This is a genomic window from Chroococcidiopsis sp. CCALA 051 (genome assembly GCF_003015105.1).
Lineage (GTDB): Bacteria > Cyanobacteriota > Cyanobacteriia > Cyanobacteriales > Chroococcidiopsidaceae > Chroococcidiopsis > Chroococcidiopsis thermalis.
Map to the genome: position 1 here is coordinate 13,046 of NZ_PYCI01000065.1, position 22,230 is coordinate 35,275.

At 43.9% G+C, this 22,230-nt stretch carries 20 protein-coding genes; 13 read left to right on the plus strand and 7 right to left on the minus strand.

Going from position 1 to position 22,230, the window contains the following annotated elements:
- The first annotated feature begins 34 nt into the window (after positions 1–34).
- The 11 genes from C7Y66_RS16800 (at position 35) to C7Y66_RS16850 (ending at position 14,087) form a co-directional block, all read left to right on the plus strand.
- The gene (locus C7Y66_RS16800; protein WP_015155151.1) at positions 35–1,384 is read left to right on the plus strand and encodes a polysaccharide pyruvyl transferase family protein; all 1,350 of its coding nucleotides are present in this window, start codon (positions 35–37) and stop codon (positions 1,382–1,384) included.
- Positions 1,385–1,613: 229 nt separating this feature from the next.
- Entirely contained in the window at positions 1,614–2,789 is a 1,176-nt protein-coding gene (gene eis / locus C7Y66_RS16805; protein ID WP_015155152.1) for an enhanced intracellular survival protein Eis, read from the plus strand.
- Positions 2,790–3,030: 241 nt separating this feature from the next.
- A complete protein-coding gene (locus C7Y66_RS16810; RefSeq protein ID WP_106546477.1) occupies positions 3,031–5,229 on the plus strand; it encodes an anthranilate synthase in 2,199 nt (732 codons plus the stop codon).
- Between the two features lie 83 nt (positions 5,230–5,312).
- Entirely contained in the window at positions 5,313–6,176 is an 864-nt protein-coding gene (trpC, locus tag C7Y66_RS16815) for an indole-3-glycerol phosphate synthase TrpC (protein ID WP_106546478.1), read from the plus strand.
- Positions 6,177–6,255: 79 nt separating this feature from the next.
- Positions 6,256–7,152, plus strand: coding sequence for a tryptophan synthase subunit alpha (gene trpA, locus C7Y66_RS16820; RefSeq protein ID WP_233222719.1), 897 nt, complete (start codon positions 6,256–6,258; stop codon positions 7,150–7,152).
- Positions 7,153–7,157: 5 nt separating this feature from the next.
- Positions 7,158–8,393 carry a tryptophan synthase subunit beta gene (gene trpB, locus C7Y66_RS16825; RefSeq protein ID WP_015155156.1) on the plus strand — a complete coding sequence of 412 codons (1,236 nt, stop codon included), beginning with the start codon at positions 7,158–7,160 and terminating at the stop codon, positions 8,391–8,393.
- Between the two features lie 103 nt (positions 8,394–8,496).
- Positions 8,497–9,579, plus strand: a complete 1,083-nt coding sequence (gene aroF, locus C7Y66_RS16830; RefSeq protein ID WP_106166620.1) for a 3-deoxy-7-phosphoheptulonate synthase — start codon at positions 8,497–8,499, stop codon at positions 9,577–9,579.
- A 71-nt stretch (positions 9,580–9,650) separates the two neighbouring features.
- Entirely contained in the window at positions 9,651–10,655 is a 1,005-nt protein-coding gene (gene trpD, locus C7Y66_RS16835) for an anthranilate phosphoribosyltransferase (RefSeq protein ID WP_106546479.1), read from the plus strand.
- A gap of 76 nt (positions 10,656–10,731) precedes the next feature.
- Positions 10,732–11,436 carry an HpsJ family protein gene (locus C7Y66_RS16840; RefSeq protein WP_015155159.1) on the plus strand — a complete coding sequence of 235 codons (705 nt, stop codon included), beginning with the start codon at positions 10,732–10,734 and terminating at the stop codon, positions 11,434–11,436.
- Positions 11,437–11,442: 6 nt separating this feature from the next.
- Positions 11,443–11,889 (plus strand): hypothetical protein, encoded by a 447-nt coding sequence (locus tag C7Y66_RS16845; protein WP_106166618.1) that lies wholly within the window; start codon positions 11,443–11,445, stop codon positions 11,887–11,889.
- Between the two features lie 365 nt (positions 11,890–12,254).
- Positions 12,255–14,087, plus strand: a complete 1,833-nt coding sequence (locus C7Y66_RS16850) for a hypothetical protein (RefSeq protein WP_106166617.1) — start codon at positions 12,255–12,257, stop codon at positions 14,085–14,087.
- A 570-nt stretch (positions 14,088–14,657) separates the two neighbouring features.
- Here C7Y66_RS16850 and C7Y66_RS16860 read toward each other — a convergent pair.
- The 5 genes from C7Y66_RS16860 to C7Y66_RS16880 all read right to left on the minus strand — a co-directional run bounded on the left by C7Y66_RS16860 (position 14,658) and on the right by C7Y66_RS16880 (position 18,500).
- A complete protein-coding gene (locus tag C7Y66_RS16860) occupies positions 14,658–14,921 on the minus strand; it encodes a transposase (RefSeq protein WP_106546480.1) in 264 nt (87 codons plus the stop codon).
- On the minus strand, positions 14,890–15,075 hold the full coding sequence (locus C7Y66_RS31165; RefSeq protein WP_106169948.1) for a hypothetical protein: 186 nt from the start codon (positions 15,073–15,075) through the stop codon (positions 14,890–14,892). The genes C7Y66_RS16860 and C7Y66_RS31165 overlap by 32 nt, the downstream gene beginning before the upstream one ends.
- Before the next feature lie 123 nt (positions 15,076–15,198).
- Positions 15,199–16,128, minus strand: a complete 930-nt coding sequence (locus tag C7Y66_RS16870) for an LD-carboxypeptidase (RefSeq protein WP_106546481.1) — start codon at positions 16,126–16,128, stop codon at positions 15,199–15,201.
- Positions 16,129–16,218: 90 nt separating this feature from the next.
- Positions 16,219–17,292, minus strand: coding sequence for a glycosyltransferase family 4 protein (locus C7Y66_RS16875; RefSeq protein ID WP_106546482.1), 1,074 nt, complete (start codon positions 17,290–17,292; stop codon positions 16,219–16,221).
- 116 nt (positions 17,293–17,408) lie between these two features.
- Entirely contained in the window at positions 17,409–18,500 is a 1,092-nt protein-coding gene (locus C7Y66_RS16880) for a DMT family transporter (RefSeq protein ID WP_106546483.1), read from the minus strand.
- Between the two features lie 160 nt (positions 18,501–18,660).
- Between C7Y66_RS16880 and sppA the strand changes: the two genes are divergently transcribed.
- Positions 18,661–19,482, plus strand: coding sequence for a signal peptide peptidase SppA (sppA, locus tag C7Y66_RS16885; RefSeq protein WP_015153997.1), 822 nt, complete (start codon positions 18,661–18,663; stop codon positions 19,480–19,482).
- 140 nt (positions 19,483–19,622) lie between these two features.
- A complete protein-coding gene (gene aroH, locus C7Y66_RS16890) occupies positions 19,623–20,039 on the plus strand; it encodes a chorismate mutase (protein ID WP_106546484.1) in 417 nt (138 codons plus the stop codon).
- Between the two features lie 11 nt (positions 20,040–20,050).
- Here aroH and C7Y66_RS16895 read toward each other — a convergent pair whose 3' ends face one another.
- Both C7Y66_RS16895 and C7Y66_RS16900 read right to left on the minus strand, forming a co-directional pair.
- Positions 20,051–21,280: a M20 family metallopeptidase gene (locus C7Y66_RS16895; RefSeq protein ID WP_106546485.1), complete on the minus strand. Its 1,230-nt coding sequence runs from the start codon at positions 21,278–21,280 to the stop codon at positions 20,051–20,053.
- A gap of 198 nt (positions 21,281–21,478) precedes the next feature.
- The gene (locus C7Y66_RS16900) at positions 21,479–22,126 is read right to left on the minus strand and encodes a Uma2 family endonuclease (protein ID WP_106546486.1); all 648 of its coding nucleotides are present in this window, start codon (positions 22,124–22,126) and stop codon (positions 21,479–21,481) included.
- Positions 22,127–22,230 lie beyond the last annotated feature (104 nt).

The following is a 22,230-nucleotide window of genomic DNA, read 5'->3' on the forward strand; positions in this document are numbered from 1 at the left end:
TATAACCCCCAAAAAAACTGGGGGAAGCATTTTTATGAATCAAAAGAAAAAGATTTATCTCAGAGGTGCTTACAATTTATATAACTTTGGAGACGATCTTTTACTCATCTCAACTCTAGAATTTTTCAGCAAGCATCTGAGACTAACCCGAGAAAATTTAGAATTATATGGCTCGAAGAATTTTGAATCGCGATCGCAACTCAAATTTGATAGCGATTTAGAGTTAAAGCATTCGGTAGAGTGGTCGGATATCATTTACCGAATTAACTTGAAACTAGAACAGTTGCGAATACCGATTCAATTTCCCTTAGTCGTACACCAACTCCTCGGACATGTTTTGAGAGGAGAATGGTTAGAACAATCGCGTTTTTTAAGCTTTTGTCAATTAGTGGCGATCGCAATTATTATTTTTACCGACATCATTTCATATAAATTATTTCAAAAAGCTCTGTTTACCAAAGAATATATTAATTTTTTAAAGCAACTAGATGTCATTCACTACATAGGCGGAGGATATCTTAACGAACGTTGGTTAGAGGTGATTATTTATGAATACATAACTATTAGCTTGGCACGCAGTTTTAATCCAAAGATAAAAGTTATTGGTACGGGTTTGGGTTTAGGACCTTTTAAAAGTAGAGCAAGTCTCTTAATTTTTAAGCTTTTTGTCAAAAAGTTTAATTATTTGTTTGTGAGAGAACTGGAGTCTTTGTCGATAATTAAAAATTTGAAAATTAACGTAGCTACTAAAGTTTTAGGCGACGATGTTATTTTGCTTTTGCCTACACTCGCTCAGCTAAAATTCGAGCAACGCAATTACAATTATAGTTCAAATCCTATTACAGCTATTAATCTGAAATCTTTTCCAGACTATAACTACAATTTAATTAAAATCAGTTTAGAAAACTATCTTAAACAGTTACTAGATAATCAAAATTCTCAACCAGAATACTTTTGTTTTGGTAGAGAACCGGGTCCAGGCGATCGCAACTTACTCGAAATCCTCGATCGCTATTATCAAAATAGTTTAGTTATTCGCGATCCTTATGAAGAGGGATGGCGCAGTTTTTTAAGTCGCTTGGCTGGCGCTCGTGTAGGAATCGGTTGTGCTTACCACTTTAATATAATCCTAGCTCTGTTTAATATTCCTACTGTGGGAATTTACTCTGGAAGTTATTACAAACAGAAAATAGTAGGAGTTATGCAACTTCTGAGCAAAGATACACTCGTATTATCACTCGATGAGTTGGGATTGGAAAAAGATTTAGCCGAGGTTGTCAATGTAGCGATTAATGCTCATACATCGGGAGAAAATAAATTAGAGCAGATGTATGCAGCAATGAAACAAGAATATGTAGATGCTTATAGAAGTATTTTGAGTTGATAGATATAATCGCTATTTGATTTTTGAAATACACGTAGGATGGGCATTGCTCTTTGATTTTTGATAGCGGTTCTCAATTGGATGCAATGCACGTCTGGTAGGGGCGCACAGCTGTGCGCCCCTACAAATGTCATCCACACAACCGAGAATTGCGATGAAATACACGTAGGATGGGCATTGCTACCTTATGTAGTATAATTGTAGTTTGTTGCGGGCTAGTAACAAACTCATGATTCATGAATTCACCTACGGCAAGCTGGCAGATGAGATAGAGAAGCGGCAACTGGGGCAGATTGTCGAACAATGTTTTATCGGCTCTCCCAGCGATACGGAGCCATACCTTAACAGGATTGGCGTAGACAATTTTCGCGTTATCCGGCAAGCTAAAGAAGTTGTGGGAGGTTTGGGGCTGCTGCCGATGGGGCAGTGGTATGGTGGTGTCTGCGTGCCGATGACAGGCATTGCAGCCGTGGGGATTGCGCCAGAACATCGGGGATCGGGGGCAGCGATCGCTCTGATGCAAAATGTAGTACGGGAACTGCATGAGAGTGGAATGCCGCTTTCGGTACTTTATCCAGCTACGCAACGCTTATACAGAAAAGCTGGTTACGAACAAGGTGGAAGCTATTGTAGCTGGGAAATTCCAACTCAGAGTATTCAGATAATAGAGCAGCCGCTACCTGCTATACCTGTAGCACTAGAGAACTTTGAATGGCAAAAGCTTTATCAGCAGCAGGCAAAGTCAAATAATGGTAATCTCGAACGTCATCAAGCGATTTGGCAAAGACTGATGCAGCCAGATGAAAAAGAAACCATCTATGCTTATTTGCTAGGTTCATTAGACCAACCCCAAGGTTATATTATCTTTCGGCAACGCCGAGGAGAAAATGAATCCTATTTGGTGGTGAGAGATTGGGTTATTCTTACCACAGCAGCAGCTAAAAGTTTTTGGGCTTTTCTTGCTAAACATCGTTCAATGGTCAATAAGGTACAGTGGCGAGGTTCTGTAGTTGAATCTTTGAGCTTATTACTACCAGAGCAAACCCTAGACCCCAAGTTTGTTGAGCGTTGGGTATTGCGAATTATTAATGTAGAAAAAGCTCTAGCCGCACGGGGTTATCCCTCTGGTGTCGAATCAGAGTTGCACTTAGAAGTCCAAGACGATCTGTTAGACGCAAATCAGGGCAAGTTTATTCTGTCTGTAGCCAACGGACGGGGTGAGGTGACAAGAGGTGGTAAAGGTGAGATGAAGTTAGACGTACGCGGTTTAGCACCGTTGTATACAAACTTATTCACTCCCCAGCAACTACAGCAAATGGGATATCTCCAGGCTACGGAATCAGCGATCGCCACAGCAACGGCTTTATTTGCTAATTCATCACCCTGGATGCCTGATTTCTTCTAGTGAAAGTCCTGTTTTAGCAAGATCGAAAAAAATCGCAAGCCTATCGAAACAATTCTCATAGTAAGGCTTGCTGGATTTTTATAAGCTTTTCTCTAACGGACAAAATAAAAGTTAGTTATCAGTAGAGAGTGACTAGTGGCTGGTGACTAGAAAAAAATCCAGCCACTAGCCACTGGCTCCACTAGCCACTAGCCACTCCATCAATCCCTGTTTGCATCCCAAATATCTTTTAGCTCTCCGTATGATACCTGATTCCCATTGCTATAAAACCGAAGGCGGTATTCGCGTTTCTTACTCTACCACCGAGATTCCGGTCGATTCTGCGATCGCAGAGGTGTTATTGCAACTCAATTCTCAGCGGGGAGGGGTATTGACGAGTAGCTATGAGTATCCTGGGCGTTACAAGCGATGGGCGATTGGCTTTGTCAATCCACCCTTGGAACTTGCTACCCGCGAGAATACTTTTACTCTGAGGGCGCATAACGATCGCGGCGTGGTTTTATTACCATATTTGGCAGCGCGTCTATCTGAAGACGCACAATTAGAAACAGTCCAGCTAGAAAACAATTGTATTGTTGGCACGGTTAAATTAGCCGAAAGAATATATTCCGAGGAAGAACGCAGCAGGCAACCATCTGTTTTCACCGTAATTCGTCGGTTGTTACATACTTTCCACAGTAGCGAAGACGATCGCTTAGGCTTGTATGGTGCATTCGGCTACGATTTGGTATTTCAGTTTGAGTCAATGCCAAAGTTGCATTCTCGTCCCACAGACCAACGAGACTTAGTATTATATTTGCCAGATGAACTCGTCGTTGTCGATCGCTATCAACAAACGGCGTTTCGCTATCAGTATGAGTTTGAGATAGACAACAGCAGCACCAGAGGTTTACCGCGTACAGGTGAATCTATGGACTACAAGGGTCAACATCTAACTCCAACCCAAGATTGCGATCGCGCCCCTGGTGAATATGCTCAACTGGTACGAGAAGCACTAGGATACTTTCAAAGAGGCGATCTATTTGAAGTTGTTCCCAGCCAAACTTTTTTTGCTGCTTGCGAAGCATCTCCGGCTCAATTATTTCAAACATTACAGCAAGTCAATCCCAGTCCCTACGGATTTATTTTTAACTTAGGTAACGAATATTTAATTGGTTCCTCTCCAGAAATGTTCGTGCGGGTGGAAGGTAAGCATATTGAAACCTGCCCGATTAGCGGCACGATCGAGCGCGGACAGGATGCGATTGAAGATGCGGAACAAATTCGTCAGTTGCTCAACTCCCGCAAAGATGAAGCCGAACTAACGATGTGTACTGATGTCGATCGCAACGATAAATCGCGGATTTGCGAACCTGGATCGGTGCAAGTGATCGGTCGCCGCCAAATCGAATTGTACAGTCATCTAATTCATACAGTCGATCACGTAGAAGGACAACTGCGACCGGAATTTGATGCCTTAGATGCCTTTTTAACGCACACTTGGGCAGTAACGGTGACAGGCGCACCCAAGCGTGCAGCAATGCAGTTTATCGAACGGCACGAACCTAGTTCTCGGCGTTGGTATGGTGGTGCAGTTGGCTGGTTAAACTTCAACGGTAACTTGAATACAGGGCTGATTTTACGCACGATTAGATTGCAAGATGCGATCGCCGAAGTCAGAGTTGGCGCTACCGTCTTGTATGACTCAATTCCAGAGGCAGAAGCGCAAGAAACTATTACGAAAGCTGCTGCCATGTTTGAAACCATCAACCGCGCCCAGCAAATCGGTAACGATTTGTCAAGTGAAATAAAGGAATTAATCAGCGATCGCCCGCACCAGCATCCATACGTGCTGCTGATTGACTACGAAGACTCCTTCGTTCACACCCTCGCCAACTACATTCGTCAAACTGGGGCGATCGTCAAAACGCTACGCCACGGCTTTAGCGAAACAGTTTTCGACACCGAGCGTCCAGATTTGGTAGTTTTTTCGCCCGGTCCTGGTAGACCCAAGGATTTTCGCGTTCCAGAAACAGTTTTAGCCTGCGTCAATCGACGAATTCCGATTTTTGGCGTTTGTTTGGGACTACAAGGAATTGTCGAAGCTTTTGGCGGAGAACTAGGAGTACTGAATTATCCTCAACACGGCAAAGTTTCTCGCGTTTTTGTTACAGATTCAGAGTCTCATTTGTTCGAGAACTTACCCACATCCTTTGAAGTCGGTAGATACCATTCATTATTTGCGCTACCGAAACTCTTACCCCCAGATTTAAAAGTTACAGCAATTTCTCATGATGATGTAATTATGGGCATCGAGCATCGAGAAATGCCAATTGCCGCAGTTCAGTTTCACCCCGAATCAATCATGACCCTAAACAGCGACATCGGCTTAAAAATTGTCAAAAATATTGTTGGCAACTATGCCAATCTTCAAGCATCAAAATCTGTTGTTGTTGGGTAATGGTTAATGGGTAATTGCGAGTAGCTAGTAACTAATTTTAATAACTTTTGACTTTTGACTTATCCCTCACAACCGAGTTCTCAATGGCTACTATCGAAATCAATCATCAGGTTGCATCTAACAGTAAATCGCGTCATGTTTTGGCTGAAATTGTGTGGCATAAACAGCAGGAAGTTGTTCAACTACAAGCAGATATGCCATTAGCTGAGTTGCAAAAACAGGTCAACGATACACCGTGGGCAGAAGACTTTTTGATGGCGATCGAGCAAAGCGATCGCCAACCAAGTTTGATTGCCGAAGTCAAAAAAGCATCGCCAAGTAAAGGAGTTATCTGTGCTGACTTCGATCCGGTAAAAATTGCCCAAGCATACGAACAAAGCGGCGCAACCTGTATTTCAGTTTTGACCGATCGCAAATTCTTTCAAGGCAGTTTTGACAATCTGCGGAAAATTCGGCAAAGTGTGGCACTACCGCTATTATGCAAAGAGTTCGTTATCGATCCGTATCAAATTTATCTAGCGCGAGCTGCTGGAGCAGATGCAGTATTGCTAATTGCAGCCATTTTATCAGATAGCAGTTTGCAAAACTTTTTAAAAATTGCTCATGAATTGGGCATGACTGCTTTAGTTGAAGTACACACACTTGACGAACTCGATCGCGTGCTAGCACTATCCGATGTGCGCCTGATTGGAATTAACAATCGCAATCTGGAAAGCTTTCACGTCGATTTGGAAACAACACGGCTACTAATGACACAGCGTCGGCAACAAATTAGCGATTTGGGCATTACCGTTGTCAGCGAGTCTGGTTTGCATACACCTGAAGATTTATCCCTAGTTGCCAACGCTGGCGTTCGTGCAGTTTTAGTTGGAGAATCTCTCGTCAAACAACCCGATGTAGAACAAGCTGTACGTAGTTTATTGAATACTAAAACTGGTAGTTGGTAATTGGTAGTTGGTAGTGGTTAGGTAATTCTAACTTACGACCGACTTAGCTATTACCCATTACCTATTACCCATTACCCAAATGATTTCAGATTACTTTCAATCTTTACGCAGCCGCCAAGAATGCGCTTTGATTCCTTTTATTACAGCTGGCGATCCTTATTTAGAAACAACGGCTGAAGCTTTATATACTCTCGATCGCAATGGTGCAGATTTTATCGAGTTGGGCGTTCCCTATGCCGATCCACTGGCTGATGGACCTGTAATTCAAGCAGCGGCAACCCGTGCGTTGCAAAGAGGTACGCGCTTAGAGCAGGTGCTAGAAATGGTAGCAACTGTCAGCCCCAATCTCAAAGCACCGTTGATTTTATTTACCTACTACAACCCGATTTTAAACCGAGGCGTTCGTGCCTTTTGCCAACAAATTGCCAGCGCTGGGGTGCGGGGGTTAGTCGTGCCGGATTTACCTCTAGAAGAAGCGACAGAGTTAATTCAAGCTGCGGCTGATTCTGGCATTGAGACCACCTTACTCGTAGCGCCTACCAGCTCTCCCGAAAGGATAGCCGCGATCGCTCGTCAATCGCAAGGTTTTATCTACCTTGTCAGCGTTACGGGTGTAACGGGAGTGCGATCGCACTTACAAGAACGGGTAAAAACTCTGCTAACAGACATGCGCCGCATTACCGATAAACCGATTGGTGTTGGTTTTGGGATTTCTGGAGCCGAACAAGCACGTCAGGTCAAAGATTGGGGCGCAGATGCGGCGATCGTCGGTAGTGCCTTTGTCAAACATTTAGCAGCCGCAAACTCAACTGAAGGATTGCAGGCGATCGCTCAATTATGTCGAGAACTAAAATCAGCAATTTCTGTGAGAAGCGAGGAGCGAGGAGCAGAGGGGCAGAGGAGCAGAGGGGCAGAGGAGCAGAGGGGCGGAGAAGCGACTACCAATTACCAACTACCAATTACCAATTACCAATAAAAACCGTGGTTAGCATCAAAGAAACTAATAATCTTTCACAAGTACAACCCGATTCCTTGGGTCGGTTTGGGCGTTTCGGTGGTAAGTACGTGCCGGAAACATTAATGCCTGCACTAACCGAACTAGAAGCAGCCTACGCGCAATATCGGGTCGATCCCAGCTTTCAGGCTGAGTTGCAACAACTACTGCATGACTATGTTGGCAGACCCAGCCCTTTATATTTTGCCGAGCGTCTGACCCAACACTACCAGCGACCCGATGGCACGGGAGCGCAGATCTATTTAAAGCGAGAAGACTTAAACCATACGGGCGCTCATAAAATTAATAATGCTCTCGCTCAAGTTTTATTAGCAAAACGGATGGGCAAGCAAAGAATTATTGCCGAGACGGGAGCGGGTCAGCATGGGGTTGCAACTGCTACTGTCTGCGCTCGCTTTGGGTTGCAGTGCATCGTCTACATGGGCATTCACGACATGGAACGGCAAGCCCTAAATGTATTTCGGATGCGGCTGATGGGGACGGAGGTGCGCCCAGTAGAGGCAGGTACGGGAACGTTAAAAGATGCAACTTCGGAGGCAATTCGGGATTGGGTCACAAACGTAGAATCAACTCATTATATTTTAGGTTCCGTTGCTGGACCTCATCCCTATCCGATGATGGTACGAGACTTTCATGCTGTTATTGGTACGGAAACTCGCGCCCAATGTCAGCAAAAATGGGGCGGGTTGCCAGATATTCTCTTAGCCTGCGTCGGAGGAGGTTCTAACGCAATTGGAATGTTCTACGAGTTTGTCAACGAACCAACAGTGCGGTTAATTGGAGTTGAAGCAGCTGGGGAAGGAGTCAGCACGGAAAAACACGCAGCAACTCTCACGCAAGGACGAGTCGGCGTGTTGCACGGTGCAATGAGCTACTTACTGCAAGATGAAGACGGTCAAGTTGTAGAAGCACATTCAATTAGCGCTGGACTAGACTATCCTGGTGTGGGTCCCGAACATAGCTATTTAAAGGATATCGGACGCGGCGAATATTACAGTGTCACGGATGCCCAAGCATTAGATGCATTCAAAAATTTGGCTCAACTAGAAGGGATTATTCCAGCTCTAGAAACTGCCCACGCGATCGCCTATTTAGATATTCTCTGTCCGCAATTAAGTGGCAGTCCGCGTATTGTCATCAACTGCTCTGGACGTGGCGATAAGGACGTACAAACTGTCGTGAAGTTAGGGATTGGGAGCTAGTACTCAATTCGGAATTCGGAATTCGGAATTCGGAATTAAAACATTCACCACGCACCACTACCAATTACCCATTACCAAATAAAAAATTAGCAGGAAAATTAACATGATCGTAGTAATGAAAAGCGGTACTCCAGAAGAGGAAATCGCTCGCATTTCTGAGGAATTAAGCAGTTGGGGTTTGAAAGTAGAAAAAAGTGTTGGCAAACACAAAATTGTTCTCGGTCTAGTTGGGAACACAGCTGAATTAGATCCGTTCCGAGTCCAAGAACTCAGTCCTTGGATCGAACAAGTCGTGCGGGTCGAACAACCATTCAAGCGCGTCAGCCGCGAGTTTCGTCATGGTGAACCTAGCGAAGTCGTTGTGTCAACTCCAAATGGTTTCGTCCCTTTTGGGGAACACCACCCGCTCGTAACAATCGCAGGTCCTTGCTCGGTAGAAAACGAAGAAATGATCGTCTATACTGCTCAAAGAGTCAAGGCAGCAGGCGCAAAGTTCCTGCGCGGTGGTGCTTACAAACCTCGTACATCCCCTTATGCATTTCAAGGACATGGGGAGAGTGCTTTAAATTTACTTATTGCAGCCCGCGATGCAACGGGTTTAGGAATTATTACTGAAGTGATGGACACTGCCGATCTGGAAAAGGTGGCAGCGGTAGCAGATATCGTGCAGGTAGGGGCGAGAAATATGCAGAATTTTCCCCTACTCAAGAAGGTGGGAGCGCAGGACAAACCAGTGTTCCTCAAGCGGGGAATGTCAGCCACGATTGAAGAGTGGCTGATGGCAGCCGAATATATCATGGCAGCAGGAAACCCAAATGTGATTCTCTGCGAACGGGGTATTCGCGGTTTCGATCGCCAGTATGCACGGAATACACTCGATTTATCAGTTATTCCCGTGTTGCGATCGCTCACCCATCTACCAATCGCGATCGATCCCAGCCACGGTACGGGTAAAGCCGAGTACGTCCCCTCAATGGCAATGGCAGCGATCGCGGCAGGTACGGATTCGTTAATGATCGAAGTCCATCCCAATCCCGCCAAAGCTTTATCCGATGGACCTCAATCACTTACTCCAGAACGGTTCGATTCCTTGATGCAAGAACTCGCCGTTGTCGGTAAAGCCATGAATCGCTGGACTAAAGAATCAGTTAACAGTTATCAGTTACCAGTTGTCAGTGGAAAGTGAGGAGTGGCTGGTGGCTAGTCACTAGTCACTAGCCACCAATTACCAATTACCAATTACCAACTACCAATCACATGCAAACACCGCGATCGCGAGAACAAGCACGTCAGGTGATGGAGTATCTCTTGTCGGGTGAAGCTGAGTTCAATGAAATTGTCAGCTTTTTGCAAACTCGACCAGTAGTCGATGCCCAAACTCAAGAACTCCTGGGATATCGCGATGTCCTTTGGAACAGAAGGCGGCGAGCAAACTTCGGTCATGTCGATCTCGATATTGTCGGTACTGGCGGGGGGCGCCGACCGCGCTATAACGTTTCTACCACGGCAGCATTTATTGTCGCCGCTTTGGGGATTCGAGTTGCTAAGCACGGTAATCGAGGCTCAGTTAAACCTAACGGTTCCTGCGATCTGCTGGAAGTTTTGGGAATTTCTCTAACAGCGATGACAGCGCAGGCTGTTGAAAGTTTAGCGACGACTGGGCTGAGTTTTCTATTTGCCCGGGATTGGCATCCAGCTTTTAAGGCGATCGCAGCTGCTAGAGCTGAAGTCGGTTATCCTACTGTGTTTAATCTACTAGGACCATTACTCAATCCCAGCCAACCCAAACATCAACTTGTCGGTTGTGGCGATCCAGCAGTAGCGCAAATTATTGCAGAAACTTTAATGGAATTAGGGATAGAGGCTTTAGTTGTTACTGGTTCGGATGGACTAGATGAGATCACCTTAGCGGGTGCTTCTCAAGTTATAGAAGTACGGGGCGATCGCATCAGTACAAAGCAAATCGTGCCTGAAGATTTTGGTATGGAAACCGTCCCAGAATCGGAGTTAGCTGGAGGCAATGCTACAGATAACGCCGCAGAATTTCTAGCTATTCTTAGCGGACAGGGACGAAAAGCACTGGTCGATCTCGTCACTTTAAATGCCGCTTTTGCACTGTATCTAGTAGACAAAAGTTACGACATAGAATCAGCAATTCGTACTAGCAGACATTCATTAATTGATGGTACTGCCAAGACATATTTCCTTCAGTTTCGCGAGTTCATTATGACTGATAACTTAGTGAGTGTGTACGATAATTGACTCGCTCATACAATACCTGATTTCTAATTTTTTGATTTCTGGCTTTTAACTTTTAACTTCAAAAAGGTAAATTTTCATGTCTCAATCTAGTAGTGAAGAATTTTGGTTTAGTCCACTTTTTCGCATAGCTGGTTATGTCTTATTGGCTTTGTCACTTTTAGATATTATTAGTATTTTTATTCCTCCAGGTTTTACCAATCCTGCGTGGGAGTTTCAAATGGCAAGCCATCTGGTTGAGCGATCGCCTGTGCCATTAATTGGATTAGTATTTCTCTTAATTGGCGAGAAAAACTTTAAAATTTTCAAGTTTTTGTCTAGAGCGGCTCTGGTAGCTGGCATATTGTTTCTATTGCTACTGCCTTTAATTGTCAGTTCTGCTTGGCGCATACACGAAGGAGGCGATCGCCAAATCGCGCAACAATCAGCACAGCTTCAAGTTATCAAGCAACAACTCAGTCAAGCTCAAACAGATCGAGAAATTACAGATACATTGTCTCGGTTTAATTTACGAATTAATGCGCCAACATCTCAAAATCCTCAGCAATTAAAAAGTCAAATTCTAGCTGGAATTGCTAAGTCTGAGCAGAAATTTCAAGCACAAGCATCACAAAATACAGCCAATAGTCTAAACTTGACAAAAAATGTCATAAAAACTGGCTTGGGAACCTTAATTGCTGGAGCTTTTTTCCTAATGGTTTGGCGCGGTACTGCCAATACAGTGAAAGGTAGTCAAACCAAAAAGCAAAAACTCAGAAATAATCTGCCACTCGTAAACGAATAACATAGTATGTTGGATAATAGTAGCGCTGCTAGCGATCGCACGAGTAATCACAGCGATATTTTGCTAGGTTCGCCTTCTAGTCGCTTCAGTGAAGCTCTCGAACCGGACAGGTCGAGCAACGTTTTTGGTAATAGCGATTCGTTCGATCGCAATACCAACGAGGAGGATATTTCTCCTATGGGTAACGATTTCCTCTACGGTGGCAATCCTTTTGCTGGTGACAACTTTTGGAATATCTTTGCTGACGGGAACAATCAGAATAGTGGCAATTTTCCCGATCCGATTGGTAGCGATTGGAATTTCAGTGGTGCAGCTACTCCGAGTCAAGTCTTAACTATTAGTAATGACGCGATCGTAGTTCCTCATAGCGATGAGTACAATAATTTATTGCTAAATGCTCCTCAAGCCCAAGCCAGTCTTGACACAAATTCAGCTTCGGTAATTTGGCTATAACCATATTAGAGGCGTTGCAGGACGTAAGTAAAAATAATCAATGAGCTGCAAATCATGACTTGCAGCTTATTGATTTTAGATCGATTAGAAAAAAATAAATAACAAATTGCTCGAAAGATTCGTCACTGACAATCATGTCTTACGAAGTATAGACTATTTTAGTATCAAATACAGTATTAATTAATCCTGTAATTGTATTCGTAGTTCAAGTGCTAACTCTTAGCAACTCAGCTTTGATAGCAAGACAAGTATTTTTTGCAAAGATAATGCGCAAAGCATTAGCAATTAATACTGATTAATTTCTGGATATATAGAATATTTTTGCCACTTAGAACTCTGTACTAGTAATTAGGAGAAGTAGCTTCATGTCCACCTCTGAGTCTAACTCTTTTGAACCAGGTAACAATGGTTCCTCGGGCGACGTAAACGATTTACTGCTACAATCGCCGTTCGGTCGCTTAAGTGAAGTCTTAGATGTTGAGGATCTTGCTAATATTTTTAGTGGTGTTGGTGATGCTGCTGATAGCAATAATGCAGAGAATCCATTTGCTAGCGACAATCCCAATTCAGAAAGCGATTTAGCTTACGGTGGTAATCCTTTTGCTGGTGATAACTTTTGGAATATATTCGCTGGTGGTGTTAATCCAGGTGAAGAGGATAATCCATTTACTAGTGCTGAAAGCCCTCTAGTTAGCGAAGACAATACTACTAGTAGCGATAATCTCGTTCCGACTCAAAACGATCTTTCCTCTACCGATTTAAATAACCTACTGCAACAGTCGCCATTTGGTCCTTTAAGCGAAGTTACAGGTGAAGAAGGTTTAACTAATATCTTTAGCGGTATTGGTAGTCCTCCTGAAGGCAGTACAGCTTCCTCTGCTGACAGCAATAATCCGCCTACAGGTAGCGAAGATAGTAACCCGTTTGCTGGAGGTGGCAATCCTTTTATCAATACTGATAACCTGAGTACGAGTGGTAGTAGCACGTACCATGACAACAACAATTCTATTACTGGTAGCGGTAATTGGATATTTGCTAATGGAGACTGGCAGCAATTAATCGATCTTAATTCTTCTAGTGAAGGCAACTCGCCTTTTGGTAGCGATACTACTCTTCAAGGTGCGATCGCATACTTCAAAGGTAACGGTTTAACCACTGATAATAACTCGTCTTCTAGCGATAGTAATAGTAACCTTGCCTTTAACAATCTACCCATACCTATTAATAATAGTGACTGGCTGACGAGTCTTGCCGATTTAGCCGATCCTGAAAGTGCGGCTAGTGCTACTAATAATAGAACTATTGGCAATGGCAACTGGCATTATGGTAGTGGTAATGAAGTTGTTGGTAACGGTAACTGGCTTTTTGCTAGTTACAACGATCTTCTCGGTAACGGCAACTGGTATTACAATAACGATAACGCTACTGTTGGTAATGGTAACTGGTATTTTGGAACTGAGAATGCAACCATTGGTAACGGTAACTGGCTTTTTGCTAATGCTAATGAAAGCATCGGTAACGGTAACTGGTACTTTGATGATGCCAACAAAACCGTTGGTAATGGCAACTGGCATTTTGGTAGTGAAAATGCAACGATTGGCAATGGTAACTGGTATTTCGGTAGTGGCAATGCAACGATTGGTAATGGCAACAGATTTAGCGGTAACGATAACTTAGTTATTGGTAATCCTTTAGCCAATGGCTTCAAGGATATTGGTGATGGGAAGCTAGTTATTGGGAATAGCGATTGGACGTTTGTTACCGATCGCAATGCCATTAGCGATGAGGTTGACAGCTTGCTAACCAGTAGTTTGGGAAATTTCTATAATAGCGATGCCGATAGCAACCAACTTAGTCAAGGTATTGACTCGCTGATCGATCGAGTCGGGAAAGATTTCTTGAGTTTACTCGGTAGTGGTTGGAATTCCGAGTCATCAACAACGACTCCAAGTATTGACATCAATGAAAGCATTTTTAGCGATCGCGAAGTCAATACCGAGCTGGATATTAGTATTAACTCTTTAGCCGAACAAATCAAACAAGATTTACTAACGTCGCTTGGTAGCGGTTCCCCTTCTGGACAAACAGAATTGACTCAAACTACCGAAGGCAACCTCTTCAATAGCGAGAATTTTCTCGCCGCTTTTAACTCCGATCTCACAAATACTAATCTTTCTTCTGTCACACTAGCAGAATAAAAGTTGAAGTTGAAGTAGATTGAGTATGACGAGTCTGGGCTGGGGTGCGAAAGTCATTTGCGTGCCAACTAATTCATAAATAGGCACTCAAAACTATTTCCCACCACCGCTCAATACTGGTATAGTCAGTGACTCGAAAATCTGCCCTTCCCCTGTTCATTTTTCACCTGTTTAAATCCATACTCAATCCAACCGCGAAGGCTATAGCGTTTCCCCAATTGTAACTGCCAAGATTTAGGTAGATTAGTCATCACAAACCAAGTCTCAAGTGGATTTGTAGTTGGGCTGTTTGTTTGACTGATTTTGTAGTAGCGGATTGGATGGGCTTTGCTAAAGACAATTTCGCGCTCTCTAGCGAGTTTCATCTGGTCGATGAGAGAGAGCTTGAACGAATGCACGCGGCTCGGTTGTAATGGACTTTCTGACCTGCTACTACTAGTAGCACACCATGAGGACTACGAATTGCAACCAGAAAAGGAAGTTTTAAGCGAAGAAATTCGTGAATCACATCTCCACTTTCTCCATATCAGCTGTTTGCTAGTACTAGCACAAGAGCGGAATTTCCATTCCTCAAGTGCTTGTAAAATTTCCACCGCTAATTGGGGGGCGCGTTTTATATACATCACCCGGTTGCAGTCGTGAGCGTGGTTTGAATATCTTCAATTGCAATGGGTACGTGATGTTATCTACGACTGCATCAGCGTTGACCGACACAATTCCACGATCTGTTTTACCCAAGTTACCAATGTATTGCTTGGCAACAGAATCGGTAGTTTTTCCGGCTTTTTTATCGCCTGTTGCATCAATACAGGCGCTGGATTGAACGTTCTCCAACCAACTGTTCGATCGACTCTAACCGCCTGGCTCGAATCTGTTCCACCTGCCACGGGGTGCGCTGCGTCCGCACATCGCCAAACAGGTCTTGGTAGTCATTGCACTCATCATCGACGAAGCCAACAGTAGTAACGGCAGGACGTGGCTCAACCATGCTCTAGCAGTGAAATAGAAAGTTTTACCATCTATTTTACTCCCGCTAAGGTGACAGAAGAAAGATAACAAATTTAAAATTGGTAATCGGTAGTTGGTAAGTGGTAGTTGGCGAGAGGTATTTTCACGCATCACTCTCTACTGTCAACTGACCCTTATCTGCATCTAGAGTTGCAGAGATACCAACTGGTAATGCGGCGTTGCAACCATCGTGACCGAAAGGCAAATCTGAAACTATGGGAAGATTTAAATCCCCTAAGCGATCGCATAATACTTCTTCTATAGTCAAACTAGAAATATTTGGCGGTGGTTCGCAACGGCTAAAACGTCCTAAAGCAATACCTTTAACCTTAGTAAATGCACCGCTCAAACGCCATTGTGTCAAAAGGCGATCGATCCGATACGGTGCTTCGGTAACATCTTCTAAAGCAAGAATAACACCATCAAAATTCGGTTGAATCGACGTACCCAGGAGATGAGTCGCAACAGTCAGATTTGCTGGTAGCAGCACACCCGTCACCACGCCACCACCCCAACCCTTCCCCTGGAGAGGAGATAGGGGACGACCTTCCACCCAATCGAATAATCTTTGTCTAGACCAATCTGGTTCCCCTGCTAGCGTCGTCAGTACAGGCGCGTGAACTCCTGAAATTCCTTCTTTACATAGACTCCAGAGTAAGGCGGTAATGTCGGAAAAACCGATAAGCCATTTGGGAAAGGATGTGGGGGCGCACAGCTGTGCGCCCTTACCAGCCATCCACGTCCAATCTTCCAGAATTCTCATCCCACCATAGCCACCCCTAGCGCAGAGAATACCGCGACAGTCGGGATCTTGCCACGCATCGAGGAGTTGTTGGCGACGACTCGCATCGGTTCCGGCTAAATATCCAAAAGTGTCGCCGATTGTAGGACTAACTTTAACTTGATAACCACGCGATCGCCATATTTCGATCCCCTGTTCAAATGCTGCCATTTCTCGCAAAGCGCCGCTAGGGGCAATTACTTTTAATAAATCTCCTGGTTTTAGTGGCGGTGGCGGCTGGCAAATAGGCATTGCTGCATATACCGAAACTGTAGTTAGCGTAAAATATACCTGGGAGGTATACGATTATGCAAATAGCTAATACAGATTTAATGGGAAGAATTATAACTGCAAAATCTCCCTAAACCACTGCTCAAACCGATCGCCTAACGCCTCTAAAGAAAATTCAGCTTCGGCTTGTTGACGACAAGTATAACGATTAATTTCATCTAAACGCGCGATCGCATTTACCAATCCCTCTACACTATCTGGTTCGACTAAAAATCCCGTCTTCCCATCTTGAATAATTTCGGCGGGTCCCCCACGGCGATATGATATAACTGGTACGCCACAAGCTAAGGCTTCAATTGCTACATTGCCGAATGCTTCTACCCAACGGGGAGTCATTAACATTGCCCGACACTGACGCAATTCTTGTTGCATTTTTGTGGTTGAAAGAAACCCTAAATACTCAAAAGGTGCGTTAGCATAAGTCTGACAAATTTGCTGCCAGTAGTCTTCATCTTGAATTTTTCCCATAACTTTTAAGGGAATTTTAGCAATTTGAGCTGCGGCGATCGCATCTTCTAAGCCTTTTTCAGGAGCAATCCTTGCTAACCAAGCTAATTGGTTTTGAGGATGAGAACAAAACTCATATAAGGATAAATCTATGCCACTACTGAGATAATATATGGGTGCATTGCCGTGCGCTTCTACAAAAGAAAATGTTGTTCCTTGAGAGGGAGTATAGAAACCAATCGTCCCTGGAAATTGCTCTGCAACTTGTGCCACAATTTCATCCATCGCAGCATAAATTGAACCCATGCTCACAAAATGGGCAATAGGAGTTTTAAAAAATGGGGTGAGATAAAATGGCAACCAATCGTAAGCAAAATTGACAATTAAATCGTACTCATTCTGTACTTGTCTTGCATATTCACACATATTCGCCAGCACAGAATTTTCCGGCATAGTAATGGGTGCATTTCTTTCCTGGTTCTGGGCAATAATTTGTAAATTACCAGGAATTTCTACAATTGGCATCGACTCAAGTTTCGACCCTTGAGGGGCAAGAATTTGCAGCGTATGCCCCCGCTTTATCATTTCTTGAGCAATATTGTACAGGCTTAATTCTACTCCACCCCCCAATCCTGTGCCGAGGGGTCCCACGGAAGTAGAGATAAATAATAGTTTCAATGGTAGTTGGTAGTTGGTAGTTGGTCATGAGTGAATAGCGCATGGCAGAGATTGTCTCTACATCCTTCTGACTCCTGACTCCTCAGTTTTAACTTTTGACTTTTAGCTTTTGACTTTCATAACTCTGATTCTTTCATAGGAACAGGTACGGACTTTGCTGTTTCCAAAACTTTTTCCGATTCGGATAGATGTGACTCTTTGGCTGTGGATTTCTGAAACAACTGTTCTAATTTCTCTCGCTGATTGACGAGATAAATACTAACTAAGGTGAGAGAAACGCCCGTCCACTGGATGGGGCTGAGAACTTCGGAGAGAATTAAGCTACCAAATAAGAGGGCAAATACAGGTGTGAGAAAGGTAAGGGCGCTAAGACTGGTAAGGTTACCGCTAGAGGCAAAGTAGAAGAATAACCCATAGGCGATCGCACTACCAAAAATCGTGGCATAACTTAGCGATATCCACCCAGATAAACTAATATCTGCCCATTGCCCAGCCTCTAACCCCGCAGAAAGAGCAAATAAGGGAATTCCACCAATAATCATATGCCATCCCGTTGCTGACACCGGATCGGCGTGACGACAAACATAACGAATAGCTACCGTACCGACAGCCATTGATAGGGCTGCGAGTAACATCAACCATTCGCCGCTGGCGAATAAGGATTGTAGGGGCGGGTTCACCTGAAATATTTGTTGCAACACTGACATATCTGGTAAACTCGCCCGCACAGGGGTAATACCAGAAAATAGGTTGAGAATTAAATCGTCTGGTAAGCCAATTAAACTAATCCCCAGTACGCCAAACATCAATCCCAGCCATCCCCATAAACCGATTCGTTCGCCAAATAACCAACTCGACATTAAAGCCACAGCTAGAGGCTGGGAGTCAATCATAACCGATCCTAAACCCGCCCCAGTTCTCACTAAACCTTCTGCCAAAAAGCCTTGAAACAGCGATCCATCAATTAAGGCAAATAGACTAATCCACAACCACGCCGCCCATCCTTTAGGCTGAGGTCTACCCATCGCCATTGCTGCACCTAATACTAATATGCCAGCAGGCAACAGTCTGACTCCTGCCATGAATAAAGGTGTTGTATGGGGAATAACGCCTTTCATCGCTACCATTGCTGTTCCCCAGAGGAAAAAGGGTGCGATTAGTAGCACGGAGGCAAAGGGTAATCTTGATTCAGTCAGTTTCAGATGCATGGGATGGCTGACGGCTGGGATGAGAAGATAACATTTCTCCGATCTTAATCGATTATGTATTTTTGTGAAGCGATCGCTATGTACCGTAACAGAAATCTACAGAGAAAAAATGTTCTATGCTTAAAGTCTAAATTGAGTTACGTCTGGTATATAACTGTACATGCTACGGCTGTTTAAAACCCCTTTTCGCAAACAAATTGCACGGCTAGAAATTACTGGGGCGATCGCGAGTGCGACGCGCAAAAGAGTTCTAGAAGCCCTCAAAACTGTAGAAGAAAGACGCTTTCCCGCCTTACTACTCCGCATTGATAGCCCTGGCGGTACGGTAGGAGACTCTCAGGAAATCTATAGTGCTTTAAAACGACTGCGAGAAAAAATCAAAATTGTTGCCAGTTTTGGTAATATCTCTGCTTCTGGCGGTGTCTATATTGGCATGGGAGCCAGTCATATTGTGGCAAACCCAGGTACGATTACGGGTAGTATTGGGGTAATTCTGCGGGGCAACAACCTAGAACGCTTGCTAGATAAAATTGGTGTTTCGTTCAAAACAATCAAATCTGGACCCTATAAAGATATCCTGGCTTTCGATCGCGAATTGACAGAACCAGAACAACATATTTTGCAAGAATTGATCGATACCAGCTATCGGCAATTCGTTCAATCTGTGGCTGAAGGGCGAAATCTGACAGAGGAAGCTGTGAGAAGCTTTGCAGACGGACGCATTTTCACCGGACAGCAAGCTTTAGAGTTAGGCGTTGTGGATCGGTTGGGAACTGAAGAAGATGCCCGTCGTTGGGCAGCAGAGTTAGTCGGACTCGATCCAGAAAAAACCAAGTGTTTCACTCTAGAAGAACGCAAACCCCCATTGCAGCGATTACTTTCTAGGGAGTCTACGGTAGCATCTGGTTTATTAACTGGGGTAGATTGGTTAGAGTTTGAGCTATCTACCAGCGGCTTACCTTTGTGGCTATATCGTCCGTAATTGAGATGATTTTGGCTGATTCTAGATCCTAGTGGCTAGCGACTAGTGACTAGATCGGAATAAGAATCTAGCCACCAACCACTAGCCACTCATCAACACAAACAACTATTCGGTTAATTTAATTTAAGGAGGAATTGAGCGTGGAGTGGCGATTAAAAGCAATTCGTGGGGCAACAACCGTTACAGAAAATACGGTGCAGGCAATTGACGAAGCCGTGACAGAAATGTTAGATGAGTTGGAGATGAAGAATCAGCTAGATCCGACTCAAATTGTGAGCGTCACTTTTACTGTCACTCGCGATCTCGATGCCATTTTTCCCGCTGCGATCGCCCGCAAGCGTCCTTTCTGGGACTGCGTAGCCATGCTTGACGTACAGCAGATGCATGTAGAAGGTAGTTTAGAACGTTGCATCCGCTGCTTAATCCACGCAAATCTTCCTGCTAACCAAGTTCAGATTTGGCATCCTTATTTACGCAAAGCAAAGAGTTTACGCCCCGATTGGAGTTCTCCTCAAAGGCTTGTACAACCAGAATCAGTCCAAACTCATTTAAGGTGAAAAGACAGCTTTCAACTGCAAAACTTTTCCACGCAACGTACAAAAATTTCTACTCCCATACCCAAAGCAGTTTCATCAAAATCAAATCGAGGATGATGGTGAGGATAAGCTAAGTTTTTGCTGAGATTAGCAGAGCCTAAAAAGAAGTAGCATCCTGGGACTTCTTGTAAGAAAAATGACATATCTTCACCACCCATTGTTTGACATTCCGGCACGATACCAATGGGCGTTTCTACAACTTTTTCAGCTTGCGATCGCACCAAATCTGCTATTTCTGCATTATTAATTACAGGTGGGTACAATTGCCAGTATTCTAACTCGTAACTCGCACCTTGACTCTGACAAACACCTGCAACAATTTGTTCAAATCGTTGACCGAAATAGCCGTCATATTTCGGATTAAAATAGCGGACTGTACCGCCCAGATGGGCTGAATCTGCAATGACGTTATGGGCAGAACCAGCATGAAATTCTCCTACTGTGACGACAGCAGAATCAATTGGATCGACATTTCGCGCCACAATTGTTTGTAAAGCATTCACAACTTGACTGGCGACGAGAATTGCATCTACTGTTTGATGCGGCATTGCACCATGTCCGCCTTTCCCCTTAATTTTGAGGTCGAATAGTTCTACCGCAGCCATTAACGCGCCGCTACGCACTCCAACCGTACCCAAAGGTAAGTTATTCCACAGATGCAAACCGATAATTGCATCCACATCGGGATTTTTTAACACTCCCGCTTCAATCATTGGTTTTGCACCGCCTGGTCCTTCTTCTGCTGGTTGAAAGATAATTTTTACAGTACCCGCAAAATCTTCTTGGTGCTGAGAAAGATAGTATGCTGTCCCTAGTGCGATCGCGGTATGTCCGTCGTGTCCGCAAGCGTGCATTACACCATCATGCTGCGACTTATAAGGCACGTCATTTTGTTCTTGGATGGGTAACGCATCCATATCGGCGCGAATGGCTAGAACGGGCGCACAGCTGTGCGCCCTTACAGATTTTTTGCCTTTGATTGTGGTTACGATTCCTGTTTTGGCAATTCCTGTTTGGTGTTCGATGCCCCATTCTTGTAGCTTTTGGGTAATAAATTCAGATGTAATAAGTTCCTTAAACCCTAGTTCTGGACGTTGATGCAGCCGCCGCCGCCATTCTACCAATTGTGCTTGCAACACTTGGATATCTGGACGAATACGGGAGCGATCGACTGTGAGAGGATTTAAGGAAGTAGAAACCATGCTGAGTAAATAATCTTTTGGGGCAGAATTGCTGACATAGCTATACTCAGTTTAAGGTGCTAGAGAGAAATCTGCATCCTGATGGTTAAGTAGTGCGATCGCACCTGCAAAAAGTCAAAAGTCAAGAGTTAAAAGTCAAAATGATAGGTATTTGTAGTGAAAATTAAGTATAGGGTGGGTAATGCCCGCAAGATGAAATTAAATTGAATTTTTACTAAATTGCGATCGCAGTCTTTGGCGAAAATCTTTTGCAGCTGCTAAGGGGTTGGAGTTAGTGAGGCATTCAGCCAGTAAATTAATATCTAAACTCGGTAATATTTCGCTTCGATCTATTCTCTCATAGCCAAAAGTTTGCTGAAACTGAGAAGGCGTTTCTTCACGCAAATGATAAAGAGAGAAATTCTCATTTTGCCAAAACCAAACTTCTCGTACACTCAATCGCTGATAGAGTTCTAATTTATTAATTCCACCGCCAGTTACTACTACTTCAATAGCTAAATCGGGAAAATCTTTTTCAGTGCCAATACAATAGCTTTCATCTGGTTCTCCACCTGCTTGGCTTTCTTCCTTGCGAAAAGTCGTAGAACCTGTAGGAAAGTACTCTGTATCTGTTTCTAAAAAGAAAAGTTCTAATAATCCACCAATACGAGTTTTTCCCTTTTCATGACGGCGACTTGGCGACACAATTTCTAAAACTCCATCTAAATAAGCAACCCGATAGCCAGAATTATCGCCTAAATCGGCAACTAAGGCTTCGTAATGCTGCCAACTCACTCCAGTAACAATCCGTTTCTCTTCTGGATCGTCAGCTTGCAGGCGTTGAGTTAAATCGTTGAGTAACACCATAGTCGAAAGTCAAAAGTTAAAAGTCAAAAGTCAAAATAATATGTTAAAGACAATCTTCTATAGCCCTCCTTATTAAGGGAGATTTCTATAGCCCCCCTTAAAAA